The following is a 20,713-nucleotide window of genomic DNA, read 5'->3' as shown; positions in this document are numbered from 1 at the left end:
GGTCGGCCTGGGCGACCTGGGCGCGCAGCACGTCACCGAGCGCCACCAGGTCCTTGTCGGCGTTCGGGATCTCCACCCCGATCGCCGACTTGCCCGGGATAGGCGACAAAATCCTGACATCTGCGGACTTGACCGCGTACGCGATGTTCTTCGTGAGCGCCGTGACCTTCTCGACCTTGACCGCCGGCCCCAGCTCGATCTCGTAGCGGGTCACCGTCGGCCCCCGGGTGAAGCCGATCACCTGCGCGTCGATGGTGAACTGCTCCAGCACGCTCGTCAGCGCGTTCACCACGGTGGTGTTGGCCTTGGTCTGCGGCTTGGGCGCCGTGCCCGGCTTGAGGAACTGCAGGTCGGGCAGGCTGTAGGGGCCCGCCTGCGGCGACAGCACGAGCTGCTCGACCTTGCGCGGCGCGGGCGTCGGCTGCGGCGGCTCAGAACGCCGTTCGGCCTCGGGAGCGGGCGCCCCCTCCTCTTCCGCCAGCCCTGGGACGATCTCGGGAGAGTGCTCGTCGCGTTTTTCTGACTTCTCTGACAGGACAGGCGTGTCGTAGGGCTTGACGGTCTCGCCGGGACCCTCGCCGCCGTCGCCCTTCTTGGTCCGGACGCGCTTCTTGGCGGCCTCGCGCGGCTCCGGCTCCGCGTGCCGCTCAAATAGCAGGTGCTTGAGCTCGCTCAGCCGCTCGGGGATGCGGTGGACGGGAGTGGCGGTGATCACCAGCACGCCGAACCCGGACAGGAGCAGCAGCAGCGGGATCGTGATCCAGGGCGGCAGGATGCTCATCGGCGGCGCCGACACGATGAACCCGATCATGCCCCCGGCCTGCGACACCTTGTCCATGCCCTGGCCCTCGCCGGCCGGGTAGGGCGTGTCGTTGGTCACGTGGATCACGCCGAGCACGCCGACCATCAGCGCGGCCCAGCCGATCACCATGCGTCCGGTGTCGGCGTTCTGGTCGGGGTGACGCAGATAGCGCCAGGCCAGCAGGCCGAGCAGCAGCGGCAGCGCCCAGGCCAGCGAGCCGAACACCCCGCGCATGGTGACGTTCACCACACCCGCGACCGCGCCCGCGGAGTCGCGCCAGACCATGGCCGCCAGCACGATCGCGCCGGCGAGCACGGTCAGGCCCACCCCGTCGCGGCGGTGCGCGGGATCCAGGTCGCGCGCGTTCTTGCCCAGCGCGCGGGCCGCGCTGCCGATGCCGTTGGCGAACAGCATCCACAGCCCCACGACCAGCTTGCCGATCATGGTGAAGACCCAGCTGACCGGGTCCTGGTGGGTCACGGAGGGCTTGCGGCCCGAGGCGGTCCCCTTCGTTCTGGGACGCCCCGCCGACGTGCCGGTCCGCTTCGCGGGGGTCGAGCGAGACGAGGTCGACCGCTTCGCCGGCCCCTTCGATGAGCTTTTCGGCGTACGGGTGGCCATGATGCCAAAGGTACGTCGGAGACACCGTTGAACGGCGGAGACTCGCCGAACCCTCCTCAGATCGCCGGCTCGCAAAGGTGAGCATAGATTCACGAGATATCCGCGCAAAGGCCACATCGCCGCAGGCAAGGCTTTCATATACATAAGCCATGCCTCTCCTGAATCTCAGGGACGTCGCGGCGGAGACCGCGCTGCGCCCCGGCGTGCTCTACCGCTCAGCGCAGCCGCACACCCTCACGGCCGGGGACGCCGAACTGGTCGCGGGGCTGCGCCTCATCGCCGACCTGCGCGCCGAAGACGAGCGCGCCGCGGGCGACTGGGCGGCGGTCATGGGCGGGACCGTCCGGCACGCGCCGCTCGGCATCGGCTCCTCACTGTCCCCCGCCGCGCTCGCGGCGCTGCCTCCCGACATGGACCTGGGCGACATGTACGTCGCGCTCCTGGAGCACCGGGCGGCCTGGTTCGCCGCAGTCGTGGCGGAGATCGCCGACGGGCTGCCCGCGCTCGTGCACTGCGCGGCGGGCAAGGACCGCACAGGGCTCGTCGTCGCGCTCATCCTCGACCTGCTGGGCGTGGAGCACGAGGCCATCGTGCGCGACTACGCGCTCACCGCCAAGGCGCTGCCCGAGGTGCTCCCCATGCTCGGCCTGGCCGGGGCCGGCAACGTGCCCGCCGCGCTGCTTGAGGCCCCGGAAGGCGCGATGCGCACGTTCCTGGCGGCGCTGGACGCGCGGGACGGGGCCGAGCGGTTCCTGCTCGCCCACGGCCTGACCCCGGCCCACGCCGACCGTCTCCGCGCGGCCCTCCTCCCCTGACCCAGGTGGAGCAGGCAGGGGCTCCAACCGCGCGGCCACGGCTGCCTTCTTCACAACAGGAGGTATCAGGAGCATCATTCTGCCACTCTGATGAGTGACCGAACTGCCACATCGAGTGAGGTTCCAGGACGCAGAGTGGACACGACCCGAGTGTCTAGCACCGCCTTCGACGGCACACCCCATGCCCCGGCGCACGCGCGCAGATTCGTCCGCCAGGTGCTGGGCGAATGGCACCTGAGCCATCTGGCGGAGGACGCCGTACTGCTGACCAGCGAACTCGTCACGAACGCCGTCGTGCACGCCGGCACCGGCATCGAGCTGACATGCCGGCTGGACGTGGACGCCAGCCCGGCCAAACTCGAGATCGAGGTCGACGACCACCACCCCACGCGCACGATCCCGGCCGTCCGGCCGATGCCGGCCGACGGCCCCGCGGAGTCGGTGCCCCTGTCCGGGCGCGGCCTCGCGCTGGCGAGCATGCTCGCCGACGCCTGGGGCGTCACCTACACCAGGACCGCCAAACGCGTGTGGGTGCGCATGGACGTCACCGACTGCTGCGACCTCCAGGAGGCCGCGCCGGGCGTCGCAGGACCGCTCCCCGCCCCCGTCCCAGGGCCTCTTGAGACGCTGCACGTCGGCGTCGTGATCTGCGACCGCGACGGGCTCGTGGAGTCGTGGAACACCGAGGCGGAAAAGCTCCTCGGCTGGCGGCCGGAACAGGCCGTCGGCAAAAAGCTGCAGGACATGGTGTCCTGGAACGGACACGGCCCCTACGCGCTGTCGCTGGACGACACGCTCGGCCTGGGCCGCTGGCGGGGCGAGGCGCGCATGCTGCACGCCGAGGGCGGTCTGCTGCCCGTCTACGTCTCCCACCTGCGCACCCGCGGTCAGCGCAGCTCGATCTGGATGGTGGTCGCCGACGAGCACCGCGACGTGCTGACGCCGGCGCCCGCGCCGCCGCGCGGGGAGACGGGCGGGCGCATCAAGGACCTGCTCGACCACGACATGCCCTTCGCCGAACTGCTCGACACGGTCGCGCGGATCGTCCAGCTCTCCAGCGGGGGCGATGCCGCCTACGTGCTGCTGGCCGCCGACGGCGGCAACCGGTTCGGCGTGGCGGCGGGCGCGGGCGCGACGGCCGGGCTCGTCGGGGTGCTGGCGACCGGCGTGCTGAGCTCCGACCGCAAGGCGCCCGCCATGGTCGAGGACCTGCTGGCCGCGGACGTCGAGCTGGCCCAGCAGCTGCGCGCCCGGTCGCTGGCGTGCGCGCCGCTGCTCGTGGGCGGCGAGGTGATCGGCCACATCGTGGTGACGGCGGCCCGGCCCGGCCACTTCGACCAGGAGCTCACGGTCAGCCTCCAGCACATCGCCGACCAGGTGGCCGTCCCCGTGCATCGCGAACGGCTGGCCGAGCAGGACCGCGCGCACCGGGGGCGGCTGTCGTTCCTGGCCGAGGCGGGCGAGCTGCTGGCGGGCGTGCACGACGAGGAGCTGCTCGCGGCGCTGACCGCGCAGCTCGTCGTCCCCAAGATCGCCACGTGGGCGGCCGTCTACCTGACCGACCTGGCGGGCATGACCAGGCTCGCCCACGTGTGGCACGCCGAGGAGCGGCACAACGCCGACCTGCGCAAGTCGCTGCCCGCGATCCCGCGCACCGCCTTCGACGACGTGAGCTGGCCGGTCGGCCCCGAGACCGTGTTGTCGTTCCCGCTGCTGACCCAGGGCAGGTCGCACGGCGCGCTGGTGATCGGCAGGGCGGAGCCGACGCTACCGCTGGAGCTGGCCGACCTGCTGGCCGACCTGTGCCGCCTGGTCGCGCTCAACCTGCACACCGCCATGCTGTACGCCAGGCAGGCCACCACGTCGCGGGTGCTGCAGCGCAGCCTGCTTCCGATGCGCGTGGCGCCGATGCCGGGCCTGGAGTCCGCGGTCGTCTACGAGCCCGCCGAGGAGGGCGCGGACGTGGGCGGCGACTTCTACGACCTGTTCACGGTGTCCGACCACTGGTGCTTCGCGCTGGGAGACGTGTGCGGCAGCGGCCCGGAGGCGGCCGCGGTCACCGGCCTGGCCCGCCACGCCGTACGCCTGCTGGCCAAGGAGAACTACACCGTGGCCGACATCTTCGACCGGCTCAACCAGGCGCTGCTGGAGGAGGGCGAGGAGGGCAGGTTCCTCAGCTTGCTGTGCGGCGAGCTGACGCCGCTGCCCCAGGGCGGCGCGCTGTGCACGATCGCCTCGGCCGGCCATCCGCCGCCCCTGCTGCTGCGGACGGACGGCCGGGTCGAGGCGATGGCGAGCCCCCAACTGCTGCTGGGCGTCGAGGCCGGCGCCAGGTTCTACGTCGAGACGTTCGAACTGGCGCCGGAGGAGCTGCTGCTGTGCGTGACCGACGGCGTGACCGAGCGGCGCGACGGCGACCGGTTGCTCGACGACGACGACGGGCTGTCGGTGCTGCTGTCCGGCTGCACGGGGCTCAGCGCCCACGCGGTGGCCGAACGGGTGCGGCACGCGGTCGAGTCCTTCGCCGCCGAGCCGTCGCAGGACGACGTCGCGCTGCTGGTGATCAAGGCGTCGGCCGCCCTGCGCACGGTCAGGCCGTGAACCTGTAGGTCGTGGTGGAGGTGCGGCGCTCACCCGGCCTGAGCACCGTGGAGGGGAAACGCGGCTGGTTGGGCGAGTCGGGGAAGTGCTGCGTCTCCAGGCACAGCCCGGCGAAGGCCCCGAACGGGGTGGCGACCCCGTCCAGCATGCCGCCGGCGTAGAACTGCACGCCCGGCTCGGTCGTGGTGACCTCCATGGTCAGGCCGCCGCCGGTCACCTGGATGCCGCCGTCGAGCACGAAGCAGTGGTCGTAGCCGCCGTCGTAGCGCTCGCCCACGGTGTGCGGCGCGGTGAAGTCGAACGGCGTGCCCTTGACCGGCGCGAGCTCGCCCGTGGGGATCTTGTGCTCGTCCACCGGCAGGTAGTGCTCGGCGTCCATCCGCACGACGTGGTCCAGCACGTCGCCGCCGCCCTTGAGGTTGAAGTAGGAGTGGTTGGTCAGGTTGACCACGGTCGGGGCGTCGCTCTCGGCCGTGTAGTCGATGCGCAGCGCGTCGTCCTGGAGGGTGTAGGTGACCGAGGCGGTCAGCGTGCCCGGGTAGCCCTGGTCGCCGTCGGGGCTGGTCAGCGAGAGGGTCACCGAGTCATCGCCGCGCGCCTCGATCGTCCACACCTTGGCGTCGAAACCCGCCGTGCCGCCGTGCAGGCTGTTGGGGTCGTTGTTGACCGGGAGGCGGTACTCCACGCCGTCGAGGGTGAAGCGGCCGTCCGCGATGCGGTTGCCGTACCGGCCGACGACCGCGCCGAAGTAGCGGCTGCGGGTCAGGTAGTCCTCCAGCGTGTCGAGGCCGAGCACGACGTTGACGCCCGACACCTCCAGCGAGCGCACGATGGCCCCGTAGGTGAGCACCTCGGCGCGCAGCCGTCCCGACGACAGCTCCACACGCTCGACGTTCTCTCCCGACGGCAGCGTTCCGAAGATCATTTCTGGGCCCTTCCCGTGGACTCGCGGACGATGAGGGCGGTGTCGAGGGTCACTGTCGCGCCCTCGCCTCCCGACTGCAGCAGCAGATCGACGGCCATCCGCCCGGCGGCCACGGCCGGCATGGCCACCGTGGTCAGCTTGGGGCGGTTGAGCCGCCCCGGGAGGATGTCGTCGAACCCGATCACACTTATCTGGTCTGGTACCCCTATCTCCATCGCCGCCAGTCCCTCGATGAGACCGAGCGCCACGAGGTCGTTGTAGGCCAGCACCGCGGTCGCCCCGCAGGCCGCCACGTCGGCGGCCACGGACAGGCCGCCCGACTCGGTGGGCTGGTTGGGGCCGAAGAAGACGAGGTCGAGCCCGGGCGCCTCGGCGGCCACGCCCTGCATCTCGTTGCTGGTCCAGGAGCCGATCGGCCCGGAGACGAGCGCGATCCTGTGATGGCCGAGCCCCGCCAGGTGCTCCAGCGCCAGCTTGGCGCCCTGGGCGACGTTCATCAGCACGGCGGGCATGCCCTTGATCCGCCGGTTCACCACCACGAACGGCACGTCCTCCGCCAGGCGCTCGATCATCCGGTTGGACAGGCGGGGGCTGCACAGCAGGACGCCGTCCACCTGTTTGGCGAACGTCCTGATCAGCTCCTCCTCGACCCTGGGGTCCTCGTCGGTGTCGGCCACGAACACGTGGTAGTCGCGCCCCCTGGCCTGCGCCTGGGCCGCCTTGATGAGCGGCGGGAAGAACGGGTTGGCGATGTCGGCCACGATCAGGCCCATGTTGAACGTGCGGCCCGTCGTCAACGCCCTGGCCGCCCGGTTGGGGCGGTAGCCGAGGTCGTCGGCGGCGGCCAGCACGCGGCTCCTGGTGGCGGCATTGACCAGGTGCGGCGCGGAGAAGGTGCGGGACACGGTGGACACGTGGACGCCACAGGCGCGCGCCACGTCCTTGATCGTCGCCGCCATCGCCGTCCTCCCTTGCAAACGGTTGCCAGATCAAGCCTTGACCTTCATGCCCCCACCGTCAAGGTTCTTGCAACCGGTTGCTATGGCGTTACCAGCGGCCGCCCAGCTCCTTGAGCGTGAACACGCCTCCCGCGCGGTTGTGCAGGGGCTCGGACAGGTCGGGCTCGCCGTGCTCGGCGATGAGCTCGGCGGCGTAGGACTCGGAGTCGTCGCCGGAGACGTAGCCGATGGAGCGGGCCTCGTCCAGCGACCACCAGCGGCGGGTGTTGTCGGAGACGCCCCACACCACGTGGTAGCCGGGCGCGGTGAACGCGGCCTCGACCAGCGCGGTCAGGTCGTCCGGTGAGATCCACGTGGCCAGCCCGCGCGTGTCCAGCGAGCCCTCGTTGCAGGTGCCGAGCCGGACCACGGTGATGTTCATGCCGAAACGGTCGTGGTAGAGGCTGCCGAGGGCCTCCATGACGACCTTGCTCACGCCGTAGAAGGTGTCGGGGCGCGCAAAGGCGTAGTCGGGCAGGTCGGAGCCGTCGTCCGGCCTGGTGTGGAAACCGGCGGCGTGGTGGCTGCCCATGAGCACGAGGTGCTCGACGCCCTCCTGACGCGCGGCCTCAAGCAGCACGTGGGTGCCGTTGATGTTGGCCTGCACGATGTCGGCCCAGGGATGTTCCCTGCTCTGACCGCCCAGGTGCAGCACCGCGTCCACGCCCTTCATCGCCTCCGCCATGGCGTCGGGATCGGCGAGGTCGGCCGTCACCCACTCCTCCCCCGGGCCGGTTTCGACGGGGTGGAGGTCGGAAAGCCGCAGCGTACGGCCCTCACGTGCGAGCCGAGGGCGGAGCAGCGTGCCGACTTTCCCCGCGGCGCCGGTCATGAGTATGCGCATGTTTCCTGGTGTACACGATTCTGACAGAAATTCACATCCTTGAATATTGACCATGAAGCATGCGCTAGTTACGTTCACACCACTGAGTTCATGTGACCGACACATGTCCACGTATGTGAACGGGAGGCGGTCTAATGTCACGTCGTCTGCTCGGCATCGCGCTCGCTGCGGGCCTGGCCGCAACGCTGACAGGCTGCGGTTCCGGGGGATCGGCTTCAGACAACACCCTGGAGATCTGGATCAGGCAGGCGCCCGATTCCGACTCCGCCAAGACGGCGCAGAAGCTCGCCGACGCATTCACCAAGGCCAGCGGGGTCAAAACCAAGGTCGTCGCATTGTTCGACGATTTCGAGACCAAGCTCAACCAGCAGGCCGCGCAGAAACAGCTTCCCGACATCGTCATCAATGACACCGCCCAGCTCGGCGCCATGCATTCGCAGGGCTGGCTCCAGCAGGTCGACAAGACCAAACTGGCCGGCGGCGACAAACTCTCCGAGCGGGCCTGGACGGCCGCCACCGGCAGCGACGGCAAGTTCTACGCGGCCCCGTTCTCCGCCCAGGCGTTCGCGCTGATCGTCCGCAAGGACTGGCGCGAGAAGGTCGGCATGGAAGCGCCCAAGACCTGGGACGAACTGGCCGCGCTGGCCAAGGCGTTCACCGACAAGGACCCCGACGGCAACGGCCAGGCCGACACCGCCGGCTTCGTCATCCCGGCGGGCACCAAACGCGGCTACGCCTCCTGGTACGCCTCCTCGCTCATGTACGCCAACGGCGGCGACTTCATCAAGGCCGCCGGCGGCGGCAAGTTCACCGCCACGGTGAACGACCCCAAGACCATCGAGGCCGTCCAGTACCTGCAGGACCAGTTCTGCAAGGCCAAGTCCGTCAACCCCGGCGCCGTCAGCAACGACACCACCGTCACCCACGAGGTCTTCGAGAAGGGGCAGGGCGGCATCTACCTCGTCGGCCCGTACGTGCTGGCCAGGTTCGTCAACAGCATCGGCACCGACAAGATCGAGGTCATCCCCGTGCCCAAGGGCCCCTCCGGCGGTCCCGGCACCCTGGGCGAAGGCGAGAACGTCTACATGATGGCCGGCTCGCAGATGCAGGACGCCCAGAAGAAGTTCGCCGAGTTCGCGATCTCGCCCGACGGACAGCGGATCGGCATGAACAAGGACGCCAACGGCGCCATCGTCCGGCTGCCCGTCAACACCCAGGTCGACCTGGCGGCCGAGCGGCAGGACCCGCGGTGGAAGGTCTTCCAGGAGTCCTACGCCAATGCCGTGTACGCACCGCCGGTGCCGAACTGGGCGCCGATCCGGCAGGACTCGGCCGACTCCATCAACGCCCTGTGGGCCGACTGCGCCAAGAACGTCCAGACGACCATGGGTGAGCTGAACACCAAGCTCACCCAGGAACTGCAGAGCCAGAAAGCATCATGACCGGGGGCCCGACAAAGGAGGGTTCATGACCTCCACGCTCACTCGCACGGGAGGCCGGACGGCGACCCCCCACCGCCGCGCCAGAGCGGCGCGGTGGCGGGGGCCCCTGATCGCCTGGCTGTTCCTGGCCCCCGCCCTGCTGCTCTTCCTGTACTTCAAGTTCATCCCGATGTTCGTGGGCCTGTGGAAGAGCTTCTTCAAGGTCCAGACCTTCCTCGGCGACGAGTGGGTCGGGCTGCAGAACTACGGGACGATCATCAGCGACTCCGAGTTCGCCTCGGCCATCTGGCACAGCATCGTGCTCGCGCTCGGCACCACGATCGGCTCGCTCGTCCTCGGCCTGGGCTTCGCACTGCTCATCGAGGGGCCCGCCAGATACCTGTGGTTCGTCAGGACCGCGGCCTTCCTGCCGGTCGTCACCACGATGGCGGCCGTGGCCGAGGTGTGGCGGATCATGTTCTACCCGGCCGACACCGGCATGCTCAACGTCATCGTCGGCTGGGTCGGCATCGACACGCAGCCCTGGCTGGCCAGCGAGGACTCCTCGCTGGGGTCGATCATGCTGATGAGCATCTGGCGCGGCACGCCGTACGACATGATGATCTTCCTGGCTGGGCTGGTCGGCGTCGACCGCACCCTGTACGAGGCGGCGGCCGTGGACGGGGCCTCCACGTGGCACCGGCTGCGGCACATCACGCTGCCCGCCCTGCGGCCGGTGTTCTGGATCCTGTTCACGCTGGCCGCCATCCGCGGGCTGCGGGTGTTCGTCGAGGTCTACGTGCTCACCAACGGCGGGCCGAACGGCTCGTCCGAAGTGCTGATGACCTTGATCTACAAGCTCGGGTTCCAGAAGAACGAGCTGGGCGTCGCCTCGGCGGGCGGAATCGTGCTGTTCCTGGCCACGCTGGCGCTCACGGTGATCGTGCAGATGTTGCGCAGGAGGCAGGCGGCATGAGGTTCGACAGCGCTCTGGGGTTGGAGTCGCGCAAGGGGCCGCTGGCCATCGCCGGCAAGGTCCTGGTCTACGGCCTGATGGTGATCGTTTTCACCGGCCCCCTGGTGGGGCTGCTGATGAGCGCGTTCAGCAAGACGCTCGACCCGACGTCGTTCTCGCTCTGGCCCGACGAATTCACGCTGGAGAACTTCGTCCAGGCCAAGGACAAGAACGTCTACCTCTACCTGCTGAACTCCTTCATCGTCGTGGGCTTCGGGCTGCTGCTGCAGATGCTGGTCAGCGTCTTCGCCGCCTACTCGCTGGCCCGCAAGAAGTTCCGCGGCATGACGTTCGTGATGCTGCTCATGCTCACCACGATGATGCTGCCCGAGGAGATCATCGCGATCCCTCTCTCCCTCGTCCTGGCCGACATGCCGCTTCTGCACGTCAACCTCATCGGCACGTACGCGGGCATGATCCTGCCCGTCGGCGCCTGGGGCTTCTCCATCCTGGTCATGACCGAGTTCATGAAGGAGGTGCCGGTCGAGCTCGAGGAGGCCGCCCGCATCGACGGGGCCGGCGAGTTGCGGATCTTCGCCACGATCATCGTGCCGCTGTGCCGTCCCGCGCTCGGCGTGATCGGCGTCTTCGGCTTCACCATGATCTGGGACCAGTACCTGCTGCCCCTGATCGTCGCGCCGGAGTCCGACATGTGGACGTTGCCCATCGCGCTGCGCTCGCTCCGTTCCGACGAGGAGGTCGGCATCGGCGTGCTGCTGGCGGCCTCGCTGCTGGCGCTGCTGCCCTCGATCATCGCGTTCCTGGCCTTCCAGCGCCAGTTCATGCGTGGTCTGACAAGCGGCGCCGTCAAGGGTTAGGCGTCCATGTATCTGGACGCCATCCCATATTCTGGATCTCCTGAGCCGCCGCCTTCGAGATGGGATGAGTATGGAGCCCCAGTTGGTCAAGTCCGCGGAGCGGACGGTACGCATCCTCGAAGCGCTGGCCGAATCGCACGACAGCCTCACCCTGTCGGAACTCCAGCAACGCACCGGCTTCCCACGGAGCAGCCTCCACGCACTCATGCGGACGCTGGTCGAGCTCAACTGGGTCGAGACGGACGCGGCCAGGTCGGCGTTCGGCATCGGACCCCACGCGCTGCTGACCGGCACCGCGTACCTGGACAAGGATCCCGCCCTGCCGTTCGCTCAGGAGACCCTGGAGGACCTGCGGGACGAGATTGGACAGACCGTGCACTTCGCCCGCCGGGACGGGGCGCACGTCCTCTACCTGGCGACCAGGGAATCGCGCGAGGCCGGCCACGTGATCCCCAGGGTGGGCCGGCGCCTGCCCGCCCACGTGACGGCACTCGGCCAGGTGCTGCTCGCCCAGCTCACCGACGACGAGGTCGTGGCCCTGCTGCCCGACTCGCTGGAGGCGATGACCGAGCACACGATCACCGACCTGACCAAACTGACCGGCGAACTCGACCAGGTCCGCACCCGGATGTGGTCCTACGAGCGCGAACAGGGCACCGTCGGCGTGGCCTGCGTGGCCGTCGCGGTCGACTACCGCATCCCGGCGACCGACGCGATCAGTTGCTCGATGCCCGCCCGGCTCTCCCCCGCCGAAGTCGAACCGATCACCGAGGCGGTGATCAAACACACCCGCAAGCTGGCTGCCACCCTGCGCAGGGAGGGCATCCGCTAGAAAGGACTGCTGATGCGGCTCGATGGCGTGCTCTTCTTCCCCGTGACCCCCTTCGGAGCCGATGGCGACCTCGCCGAACCCACCCTGGCCCGGCACGTCGCCGAAGGGGTCGCGGCCGGCGCGGGAGGAGTGTTCGCCGCCTGCGGCACCGGTGAGTTCAACGCTCTGGCCCCCGACGAATACCGCAGGGTCGTGGAGATCTCCGCCTCGGCCGCGGCGGGCCGCGTCCCCGTCTTCGCCGGTGCCGGCGGCCCACTCCCCACCGCCAGAGCCATCGCCCGCGCCGCCGCCGCCCACGGGGCCGACGGCCTGCTGATCATGCCTCCCTACCTCGTCAACGGGCCCTCCAACGGCCTGGTCCGGTACGTCCGCGAGATCGTCGCCGCCGCCGGCCTGCCCGCCATCGTCTACCAGCGCGGCACCGCCCGCTTCACCCCCTCGGCCGTCGCGGAACTCGCCGCCGACCCCAACGTGGTGGGCTTCAAGGACGGCCTCGGCGACTTCGACCTCCTCCAGCGGATCATCCTGACCGTGCGGCAGGCGACCGACAAGGAGTTCACGTTCTTCAACGGGCTCCCCACCGCCGAACTCACCGTCCCCGCCTACCGCGGCATCGGCGTGAGCCTGTACTCGAGCGCGGTGTTCGCCTTCGCACCCGAGATCGCGATCGCCTACCACAAGGCCGTGACCGGCGGGGACGAGGTGCTGGTACAGCGCCTGCTGACCGGCTTCTATCTCCCCCTGGTGGAGCTACGCGACCTCGTCCCCGGCTACGCCGTCGCCCTGGTCAAGGCGGGGGTGCGGCTGCGGGGGCTGGATGTGGGCGGCGTACGGGCCCCACTGGTGGATCCGAGCGCCGAGCATGTGGCGGCCCTGGAACAAATCATCGCAACAGGCCTGGAAATAGCCGCCGCCTAACCCCGCACAACCAAAGCCCCACCGGCCAGGAGAAAACGCCCGCACTCTTGTTGGAGCACCACTCGTTGGAGCACCACCCTCAACAGAACCGGCCACCCTCCACGCAAGCCAACACCCACCCTCGTCTTCCGAACCGCTTGGAACACCACCGCAGCAAGACAGGCCACCCTCTTGCCGGACAAGAGGAACGCCCCGCCCATTCACGCCGCTCCAAGCAGGAGGCCTCACCGGCAAGAGCAGTAACCCAGCGCCCCTCCGGTTGGAGGGGCGGCTGCGTCCCCGCTCCTGAAGACTCCTACGCCGTAAACAAAGCGCCTCCCCAGAAGACCCTCAGAAAAGGGCCCCCGGAAATGGGCCTCACACCTGCGTACGCCCGTCAACCCGGCGCGGGATGGACAGCGGGTTGCCATCCTTCAGCTCATCCGGCAGAAGCTCCTCCGGCCAGTCCTGGTAAGCCGTCGGCCCCAGCCAGCGCTGAATGGCCGTCGCCCCCACGGACGTGAACGTCGACGTGGAGGCAGGCCAAGGCCCACCGTGATGCATCGCCCAGCACACGGCGACTCCCGTGGGCCACCCGTTCCAGATGAGCCGCCCGGCCTTCCGCCCCAGCACGTCGACGAGGTCTCCGGCCTCCTCGGGGTCGGTGCTGTGAACCGTAGCCGTGAGCGACCCTTCCAGCCGCTCAAGCACCGGCCGCAATTCGGAAATTTCCTGATACGTAACCACGATCGACGCCGGACCGAAGCACTCCTCCGCGATACGCGGCAGCTTCTCCTCGAACGACCCCAGATCGGTGATGAACACCTTGGGAGTGACGGCCCAACTGCCCTCCCCGGGCTTGCCCTCGGCCAGCAGTCGCAGTTCGCCCAGCCGATCGACACCACCCAGGTACCCGTCCCGGATCCGCTCGGCCAGCATGGGCCCTCCGGCCGTCCCCGCGACGGCCTCGACGATCGCCTCGCGAAGTTCGTCCCCTTCGGGCACGAACATGATCCCGGGGTTCGTGCAGAACTGCCCCACCCCCAGCGTCAGCGACCCGGCGAACCCCGAGGCCACCTCCTTGACCGGCGCCGAAGGCAGCACGACCACGGGGTTGACGCTGCCCAGCTCGCCGAAGAACGGAATCGGCGTCTCCCGCTGCTCGATCAGCTTCTGGATCGCCTTGCCCCCGGCCACGGACCCGGTGAATCCTGCGGCGACCACCGATGGGTGCTGCACCAGATCGACCCCGGCCTGCATGCCCTGCACCAACCCGAGCAGATCCGGGTACGGCAGCGCGTCCCGCACGATCTTCGCCACCCGCTCGGACGTGTTCGGGTGCCCGGGGTGCGCCTTCACGACCACCGGACACCCCGCCGCCAGCGCGGAGGCGGTGTCGCCCCCGGCCACGGAGAACGCGAACGGGAAGTTGCTGGCCGCGAAGACGGCGACGACGCCGGGCAGCGCGTGCTTCATCCGTCGCACGTCCGGCTGGGGCGGCGTCAGGGACGAATTTGCATGATCGATGATGGCCTCGACATAACCGCCGTCCCTGAGCACGTTGGCGAAGAGCCGGAACTGCCCCGCCGTACGCCCCACTTCGCCGCGCAGCCGTACCTCGCCGAGCGCGGTCTCCTGGTCGGCGAGCTGCCACAGCTCGTCCACATGCGCGGCCAGCGCGTCGGCGACGGCCTCAAGGGCGCTCGCCCGCTCGGCGGCCGGGGTCGCACGCCAGGCCGCACCTGCGGCGATCGCGGCGGAGACGATCAAGTCGACCCCGGCGCTGTCGGTCTCGGTCAGGGCGGCGCCCACGGGCTCGCCGGTCCTGGGATCGTGTCCGTAGATCATCGAGTGGCCCTTCGGAGTCTTGACACTTCTTCAACCCGATTCTTACAGTTGCGGGAACTTGTCCACAAATCTGGCTATTGTTCACATATATGAACGGCGGTCGGTAATGATCATTAGGCAGATCCTCGTAACTCCAGTTGCTTTCCGGGATCCGCCTCTCCTCAACGCCGCCGGGGTCCACGAGCCATGGGCCCTGCGTACCATTGTCGAGGTCGTCACTGACGAAGGCCTGACCGGGCTGGGCGAGACCTACGGCGATGTCAAACATCTGGGCAAGGTCAGAGAGTGCGCACAGGCATTGATCGGCCTCGACGTGCACGCCACGAACACGATGTACGCCCGGATCAGCACGATCGTCAGCGACAGCTCGACCGGTGCCACCACGAAGGAAAAGAGTATCGACCGGGTCTTCTCTCCCTTCGAAGTGGCCTGTCTGGACGTTCGCGGCAAAGCCGCCGGAGTGCCGATCACCGATCTGCTGGGCGGCCAGGTCAGGGACGCGGTGCCGTACAGCGCGTACCTGTTCTACAAGTGGGCGGGCCATCCGAACCAGGAGCAGGACAGATTCGGCACCGCGCTGGACGAGTCGGGCATAGTCGAGCAAGCCAGCCTCCTCATCAAGCAGTACGGTTTCAGATCGATCAAGCTCAAAGGCGGTGTCTTTCCCCCGGACCAGGAGGTGGCCGCCACCAAGGCCCTCCACGCGGCCTTCCCCGAACTCCCCCTGCGCCTGGACCCCAACGCGGCCTGGACGGTCGAGACCTCCATCCGCGTCGGCCGCGAACTGGACGGCATCCTCCAGTACCTCGAGGACCCGACCCCCGGCATTCCCGGCATGGCGGAGGTGGCCGCGGCCGTCCCCATGCCTCTCGCCACGAACATGTGCGTGGTCACCCACGAACACCTCCCTCCCGCCATCGCCTCCCGCGCGATCGGCGTCCTCCTCCTGGACCACCACTACTGGGGCGGACTCATCCGCTCCTCCCACGTCGCCACCCTGTGCGACACATTCGGCCTGGCCCTGTCGATGCACTCCAACTCGCACCTCGGGATCAGCCTGGCCGCCATGACCCATCTGGCCGCCGCCACCCCGAACCTCACCTTCGCCTGCGACACCCACACCCCCTGGCAGGACGGCCAGGACGTGGTCCAGCCAGGTGCGCTGCGCTTCGTCGACGGCGCCGTCCCCGTGCCCACCGGCCCCGGCCTCGGCGTCGAACTCGACCGAGACGCGCTGGCCCGCATGAACGAGCAGTACGAGAAGTGCGGCATCCTCGCCCGAGACGACACGAGCTACATGCAACGCTTCGACCCCGCCTTCTCGGCAAGGAGATCACGCTGGTGAACATCGCATACGTCTACCCCTGGGACATCGTCGGCGACCCGTCGGCCCCCGCCCGCCTGGCCTCCCTGGGAGTAGACGCAGTCGCCTTGGCCGCCAGCTACCACTCCACCCGTGCCGCCACCCCCTATCACCCGGACCACCGCGTCCTCGACGTCCCTCATCCGGCCTTCTACCTCCCCATCCGCCCCTCGTCCTGGGGCCGCCTCGTGCCGGCGTCCCCCACATGGACCCCGGAGGACGCCTACCTCCAGGCCAGGGACGCCTTGAAGGCCGTCGGCCTCCAGGTGCACGCCTGGACGGTCCTCACCCACAATTCCCACCTGGGCACCACGAACCCGGACCTCGCCGTACGTAACGCCTTCGGCGACCCGTACCCGTACGCCCTCTGCCCCGCCCACGAGGACGTGCTCGAATACTGCGAACGCCTCGTCCGCGAGATCCTCACGGTGGGCGAACCTGACGGCCTGATCCTGGAAGCCTGCGGCCCCCTGGGCTTCGGCCACCAGAGCGTGCACGAAAAGACCTCCGGCGCCGACTGGACCACCACCGACTCCAACCTCCTCTCCCTGTGCTTCTGCACGTCCTGCGCGCCCCGCTACCCCTCGACGACCAGGGACCGAGTCCGCGCCGCCATCGACCACACCCCACTCCTTGAGGCCGGACACCTTGAGGCCGAGCGCACCGGCGATCCAGTCGCACCCAGCACAAACGCGGACAGCGCCGCACCCAATCCCCCCTTCGACACCATCGAAGAAGCCCTCGGCCCACTCGCCGACGAGATCCGCTCCATCCGGGTCGAACTGTCCACCGTCCTGCGCCAACGCCTGGTCGCCATCGCCAGAGGCATCGCGCCCCACATCCCCATCACCCTGCATGCCAACCCGGACCCTTGGGCGGCCGGCGCTTTCGCCGCACTCCCGGCAGGCGAGCCGGAAGCCGACGTCCTGGTGGCCAACTGCTGGGGCGACCCCGCCACGGACGCCACACGCCTCGCCCAACTCGCAGACCTGACCACCCCAGGCCAACGAGTAGGCGCCTACGTCTTGGCCCTCCCACCGCGCCCCGCCGACGCCACCACCCTGGCCGACCACCTCAGGACGTACGCCAAGGCAGGAGCCACGGAGTTCCACCTGTACCACGCGGGCCTGGCCTCCCCCCAACGCCTGGCCGCCCTCACCCAGGCCCTACGCCTCTCCTCATAAGCCATACGGCGGATAAGCCAAACGCCAGGTCACGACTTTCACGCACCCCCTGCCTCACACAACGTTGACACCCACCACTCCCGTCTCACCCAAACCAGGCCGCCACCATCCCGGCGGCCTGCCCATTTCCACGCCTACGACCCGGCCCAACTCGCACACCCTCCCGGAGACGCAACCCCCCCGCCCCCGCACCACACCCCCGGACGCAACCTCCTGCCTCGCACCACACCCCCGGGACGTAACCCCCCGCCCCCACACCACACCCCGGAACACAACCCCACCACCCCACACCACACCCCGGAACACAACCCCACCATGCACAACCACATTCACATTCCGCACCGACATGTCCATGCGCCCCGCCCACCCAGCTAACTTCCGCGCACGCGCCTACCAGGCCGGGATATGTTCGCCTACGTGACTGATGTGCGGATCGTGTTTCGCAAGTACGGCGGAGCACTTCATTGGAACCATCGCGGCAGGCTGCTGGGCGAGGACGAACACGGAGTCTGGACGGAAATCCCCGCTGGAACGGTGGCCCGCAAAGGCGAAGACCCCCCGATAACGTGGGAATCAAGCGCCATTATGCTGTTCCCCCGAAATGCGTGGTGGACGGCCTCCTTCAACTCCCCACCGAACAGGAGCGAGATTTACGTCGATGTCACCACCGTTCCAGAGTGGAGGGACGGTGAGGTGACCATGCTGGATCTCGACCTAGACGTCATCCGAATGCGAGACGGACGCCTCATCCTCGACGACCAGGACGAGTTCGCCGAGCACCAGGTGACCTTGAGCTACCCGCCCGCGCTGATCGCTCAAGCGGAGGCCACCGCCCAATGGCTACTCGATGCGGTCGGGAACAGAAAGGGCCCGTTCGGAGGCGCACACTTGGAATGGCTTTCGGCGACAACCTGAAACAACACCGACGCCGACACTGCCCGGCGCCGCAGCCGCAGCCGCAGCCACGGTAAGAAGACCCTGGCGGGGAGCCACCGACACCACCAGGCGCTGGCCACCGTCGCGGCGATGTCCGAGCAGTTGGACAAACCGCGACGGCGTCAGCCCCCAGGAAGAAGAAGGGGCCCTCCCCCAAGGTGCGAACACCTTGAGTAACGGATGATGGAGATACGGAGGCAGGAAGTTCCACATGGCATTCACGATGCTGCAGCGCCCCCGCCCATAGCCGCGCTAAACGCTATCCCGGCGAACCGGCGCCCTGCTTCCCGGCCGCCCTCAAGTCAACTCTCACTCGATTCAACCTGCAGCAGAAACCAGTCCACTCTCATAAGCCGCAATAACAAGCTGCGCTCGATCCCGAGCCTCCAATTTGGCCAGCAGTCGCGTGATATGCGTCTTTACCGTGGCCAAGCTCACTTGAAGGTGTCCAGCGATCTCCCTGTTCGACAACCCTCGCGCGATCAACATCAAAACCTCTCGCTCCCGCTCCGTCACCCCGTCCAGCCCCTGCACCCGAGGCACAGCGGGCGTACGCGTGAACTCCTCGATCAACCGCCGAGTGACCGTGGGCGCCAGCAACGCCTCCCCGCTCGCGACCACCCGAACAGCAGCCAGCAAATCCGCAGGCGGCGTGTCCTTCAGCAGAAACCCACTGGCCCCCGCCCGCAGCGCGTCATACACGTAGGCGTCAAGGTCGAACATCGTCACGACAAGTACCCGCGAAACATCCCTGATCTGCCGCGTTGCCTCGATGCCGTCCATCTCCGGCATCCGTACATCCATGAGCACGACATCGGGCCGCTGCTCCAACGTGACGGCAACGGCCTCCACCCCGGTGGCCGCCTCTCCCACCACAGCCAGATCAGGCTCGGAATCGACCAGTACCTTGAAACTTCCCCTGAGCAGTGCCTGATCGTCAGCGACGACCACCCGAATCACTGGACCTCCTCATAGGGCAGCCTCGCGAAAACGCGAAACCCCCGTCCGGGAAGCCTGCCCGCCTCGAAAACCCCGCCATACATGGCGACCCGCTCGCGCATCCCGATCAGGCCATGCCCGGTGCCCTCCGGAGGCAACCTACGCCTCCCGGGCCCGTCATCGATCACTTCGATCCGCACCTCCCTCCCGTCAGCGAAGATGGATACCCGGCATCGAGCAGGTGCGGCGTGTTTGACCACATTCGTGAGCGCCTCCTGCACGATGCGATAGGCCGACAGTTCCACGCCATCCGGCAGCCGCGTCCGCTTCCTTGATCCGGCCTCGCCAAGCTCCTCTTCGCCCCCGGCCCGAACGTCGAGTTCCGCCTCGACCCCTGCCAGTCGAGCCCGCTCCACCAGTTCCTCAACCCCGACCAGCCCAGGAGCGGGAGCACGATCGGGCACGGCCGTGGATCGCAGCACACCGAGCAGATGGCGCATCTCGACCAGCGCACTACGGCTGGCGGTCTCGATCACCCGCAAAGCATCGTGCGCCTCTCCCGGCCGAGTCGCCATCACATGGTTGGCCACACCCGCCTTGACAGCGATCAGCCCGACGTTATGGGTGACCACATCGTGCAGCTCACGCGCGATCCTCAGCCGCTCCTCCGTGACCGCCTGCGCCGCCAGCCGCTCAGCGTCTCGCGCCGCATAATGCCTGCGCTCCTGCACGGCCCGCCCGATCGTCCAGGCGCCGCCCAGCGCCGCGATCCCCATGAGCGGCTGATCGAGATGCAGCATCCAGTTCGGGGCGGCCTGAGATTCCGGACCCGCGACCACCAGGCCGAGGAGTGTGACCAGGCTCACCATTCCGATGGCGGACGTGGGGATCACCGCGCTGCGCCCGTCGGCCAGCGCGACGAGATAGAGGGCGTACGCGGGCGAGAGATAGGCGAGCCCCACAGCGTCGATCACCACCGCGAAGACGGCGAGCAGCAGTGTGAAGACGAAGACGGGCACGGGCCACAGTCTCCGCACGGCCAGGGGCAGCCCGAGTCCTAAAGGAAGGACGATTCTCATCCATGGCGGCAGCGCCGTGCTGCCGGCCACCGCCGTGAAAGACACAAAGGCGAAGCCCAGCCCTGCCAGCAGATCCAGCATGATCAGTTGGCGACGGCTCAGGCGCCTGGCGAAGAAGGGGTGCGTGTCGTCCACGCGTTGAACCGTAGCCGCCGCAGCAACCTCCGCACGTCAACCCAGGGTCTGACCTTGAAGTTCGGACCGTGGTCCGACGCGCCGACCGCCCACCGCACCGCATCCTTTACCGCGTGATCGAACTCCGGAACCTCACCAAGCGCTACGGCAGCACGCTCGCCGTGGACTCGCTGTCCTTCAAGGTCGAGCCCGGCCATGTGACCGGTTTCCTCGGCCCCAACGGCGCGGGCAAGTCCACCACGATGCGCCTGATCCTCGGCCTCGACTCCCCGACCTCCGGCCAGGCGCTGGTCAACGGGCGCGGATACGCGGCATCGAGCAGGCCGATGCACGAGGTCGGCGCATTACTCGACGCGAGTGCCGTCCACGGTGGGCGTAGTGCCTACAACCACCTGCTCTGCCTGGCCCGCACCAACGGCATAGGCCCCATACGCGTGGCCGAGGTCCTCGAGCAGGTCGGCCTGGCAGGCGTGGCTCGCAAACGGGTGGGCGGATTCTCGCTCGGCGTCAACGACCCTCTCCTGAAGGAGAGGGCTTGAAGTACCGCCTGGTGCTTTGAAGCCCCGCGTTGACCAGCCCTAGTCATCGTCTTTGGAGGTGCAATTCCAGATGGCTATCTTTCACGCAGGACCGCAGACCC

The 20,713-nt window shown here is 68.5% G+C and carries 17 protein-coding genes and 1 pseudogene; 11 read left to right on the top strand and 7 right to left on the bottom strand.

Annotation, left to right across the window (positions count from 1 at the left end; translation table 11 throughout):
- Positions 1–1,282, bottom strand: a 1,282-nt coding sequence (locus tag ACFOY2_RS53985) for a DNA translocase FtsK 4TM domain-containing protein (protein ID WP_379535994.1), incomplete at its 3' end; no start/stop codon positions are given.
- A 290-nt stretch (positions 1,283–1,572) separates the two neighbouring features.
- On the opposite strand from ACFOY2_RS53985, the gene ACFOY2_RS53980 reads away from it, so the two are divergent.
- Both ACFOY2_RS53980 and ACFOY2_RS53975 read left to right on the top strand, forming a co-directional pair.
- Positions 1,573–2,238 carry a tyrosine-protein phosphatase gene (locus tag ACFOY2_RS53980; protein WP_379535993.1) on the top strand — a complete coding sequence of 222 codons (666 nt, stop codon included), beginning with the start codon at positions 1,573–1,575 and terminating at the stop codon, positions 2,236–2,238.
- Between the two features lie 150 nt (positions 2,239–2,388).
- Complete coding sequence (locus ACFOY2_RS53975; RefSeq protein WP_379535992.1) at positions 2,389–4,839, top strand: SpoIIE family protein phosphatase; 2,451 nt, start codon at positions 2,389–2,391, stop codon at positions 4,837–4,839.
- Here ACFOY2_RS53975 and ACFOY2_RS53970 read toward each other — a convergent pair.
- The 3 genes from ACFOY2_RS53970 to ACFOY2_RS53960 all read right to left on the bottom strand — a co-directional run bounded on the left by ACFOY2_RS53970 (position 4,829) and on the right by ACFOY2_RS53960 (position 7,606).
- Positions 4,829–5,764, bottom strand: coding sequence for an aldose epimerase family protein (locus tag ACFOY2_RS53970; RefSeq protein WP_379535991.1), 936 nt, complete (start codon positions 5,762–5,764; stop codon positions 4,829–4,831). The two genes, ACFOY2_RS53975 and ACFOY2_RS53970, sit on opposite strands and share 11 nt — an antisense overlap.
- Positions 5,761–6,723 (bottom strand): LacI family DNA-binding transcriptional regulator, encoded by a 963-nt coding sequence (locus ACFOY2_RS53965; RefSeq protein ID WP_379535990.1) that lies wholly within the window; start codon positions 6,721–6,723, stop codon positions 5,761–5,763. The genes ACFOY2_RS53970 and ACFOY2_RS53965 overlap by 4 nt, the downstream gene beginning before the upstream one ends.
- 88 nt (positions 6,724–6,811) lie before the next feature.
- Positions 6,812–7,606: an NAD-dependent epimerase/dehydratase family protein gene (locus tag ACFOY2_RS53960; protein ID WP_379535989.1), complete on the bottom strand. Its 795-nt coding sequence runs from the start codon at positions 7,604–7,606 to the stop codon at positions 6,812–6,814.
- Positions 7,607–7,740: 134 nt separating this feature from the next.
- Between ACFOY2_RS53960 and ACFOY2_RS53955 the strand changes: the two genes are divergently transcribed.
- The 5 genes from ACFOY2_RS53955 (at position 7,741) to ACFOY2_RS53935 (ending at position 12,610) form a co-directional block, all read left to right on the top strand.
- Positions 7,741–9,048 carry an ABC transporter substrate-binding protein gene (locus ACFOY2_RS53955; protein ID WP_379535988.1) on the top strand — a complete coding sequence of 436 codons (1,308 nt, stop codon included), beginning with the start codon at positions 7,741–7,743 and terminating at the stop codon, positions 9,046–9,048.
- Positions 9,049–9,073: 25 nt separating this feature from the next.
- Positions 9,074–10,003 (top strand): carbohydrate ABC transporter permease, encoded by a 930-nt coding sequence (locus tag ACFOY2_RS53950; protein ID WP_379535987.1) that lies wholly within the window; start codon positions 9,074–9,076, stop codon positions 10,001–10,003.
- Entirely contained in the window at positions 10,000–10,860 is an 861-nt protein-coding gene (locus tag ACFOY2_RS53945; protein ID WP_379535986.1) for a carbohydrate ABC transporter permease, read from the top strand. The genes ACFOY2_RS53950 and ACFOY2_RS53945 overlap by 4 nt, the downstream gene beginning before the upstream one ends.
- Before the next feature lie 70 nt (positions 10,861–10,930).
- Complete coding sequence (locus ACFOY2_RS53940) at positions 10,931–11,692, top strand: IclR family transcriptional regulator (RefSeq protein WP_379535985.1); 762 nt, start codon at positions 10,931–10,933, stop codon at positions 11,690–11,692.
- 12 nt (positions 11,693–11,704) lie between these two features.
- A complete protein-coding gene (locus tag ACFOY2_RS53935; RefSeq protein ID WP_379535984.1) occupies positions 11,705–12,610 on the top strand; it encodes a 5-dehydro-4-deoxyglucarate dehydratase in 906 nt (301 codons plus the stop codon).
- Positions 12,611–12,967: 357 nt separating this feature from the next.
- Here ACFOY2_RS53935 and ACFOY2_RS53930 read toward each other — a convergent pair whose 3' ends face one another.
- The gene (locus tag ACFOY2_RS53930) at positions 12,968–14,437 is read right to left on the bottom strand and encodes an aldehyde dehydrogenase (NADP(+)) (RefSeq protein WP_379535983.1); all 1,470 of its coding nucleotides are present in this window, start codon (positions 14,435–14,437) and stop codon (positions 12,968–12,970) included.
- 106 nt (positions 14,438–14,543) lie between these two features.
- On the opposite strand from ACFOY2_RS53930, the gene ACFOY2_RS53925 reads away from it, so the two are divergent.
- The 3 genes from ACFOY2_RS53925 (at position 14,544) to ACFOY2_RS53915 (ending at position 17,899) form a co-directional block, all read left to right on the top strand.
- Positions 14,544–15,782, top strand: a complete 1,239-nt coding sequence (locus tag ACFOY2_RS53925; protein WP_379535982.1) for a glucarate dehydratase family protein — start codon at positions 14,544–14,546, stop codon at positions 15,780–15,782.
- Positions 15,779–16,984, top strand: coding sequence for a hypothetical protein (locus ACFOY2_RS53920; RefSeq protein WP_379535981.1), 1,206 nt, complete (start codon positions 15,779–15,781; stop codon positions 16,982–16,984). Before ACFOY2_RS53925 ends, ACFOY2_RS53920 begins: the two co-directional genes overlap by 4 nt.
- A gap of 417 nt (positions 16,985–17,401) precedes the next feature.
- The gene (locus ACFOY2_RS53915) at positions 17,402–17,899 is read left to right on the top strand and encodes a DUF402 domain-containing protein (protein ID WP_379535980.1); all 498 of its coding nucleotides are present in this window, start codon (positions 17,402–17,404) and stop codon (positions 17,897–17,899) included.
- A gap of 339 nt (positions 17,900–18,238) precedes the next feature.
- On the opposite strand, the gene ACFOY2_RS53910 is transcribed toward ACFOY2_RS53915, so the two are convergent.
- Together ACFOY2_RS53910 and ACFOY2_RS53905 are read right to left on the bottom strand one after the other, a co-directional pair.
- Positions 18,239–18,880 (bottom strand): response regulator transcription factor, encoded by a 642-nt coding sequence (locus ACFOY2_RS53910; protein ID WP_357810872.1) that lies wholly within the window; start codon positions 18,878–18,880, stop codon positions 18,239–18,241.
- On the bottom strand, positions 18,877–20,073 hold the full coding sequence (locus ACFOY2_RS53905; RefSeq protein WP_379535979.1) for a sensor histidine kinase: 1,197 nt from the start codon (positions 20,071–20,073) through the stop codon (positions 18,877–18,879). The genes ACFOY2_RS53910 and ACFOY2_RS53905 overlap by 4 nt, the downstream gene beginning before the upstream one ends.
- A gap of 113 nt (positions 20,074–20,186) precedes the next feature.
- On the opposite strand from ACFOY2_RS53905, the pseudogene ACFOY2_RS53900 reads away from it, so the two are divergent.
- Positions 20,187–20,594 (top strand): annotated as a pseudogene (locus tag ACFOY2_RS53900) (ATP-binding cassette domain-containing protein); the annotation flags it as partial.
- Between the last annotated feature and the right edge of the window lie 119 nt (positions 20,595–20,713).

It is taken from the genome of Nonomuraea purpurea, from assembly GCF_042650645.1.
Classification (GTDB): domain Bacteria; phylum Actinomycetota; class Actinomycetes; order Streptosporangiales; family Streptosporangiaceae; genus Nonomuraea; species Nonomuraea purpurea.
The sequence above is the reverse complement of the archived record's forward strand: the minus strand, read 5'-3'. Positions and strand labels throughout refer to the sequence as shown.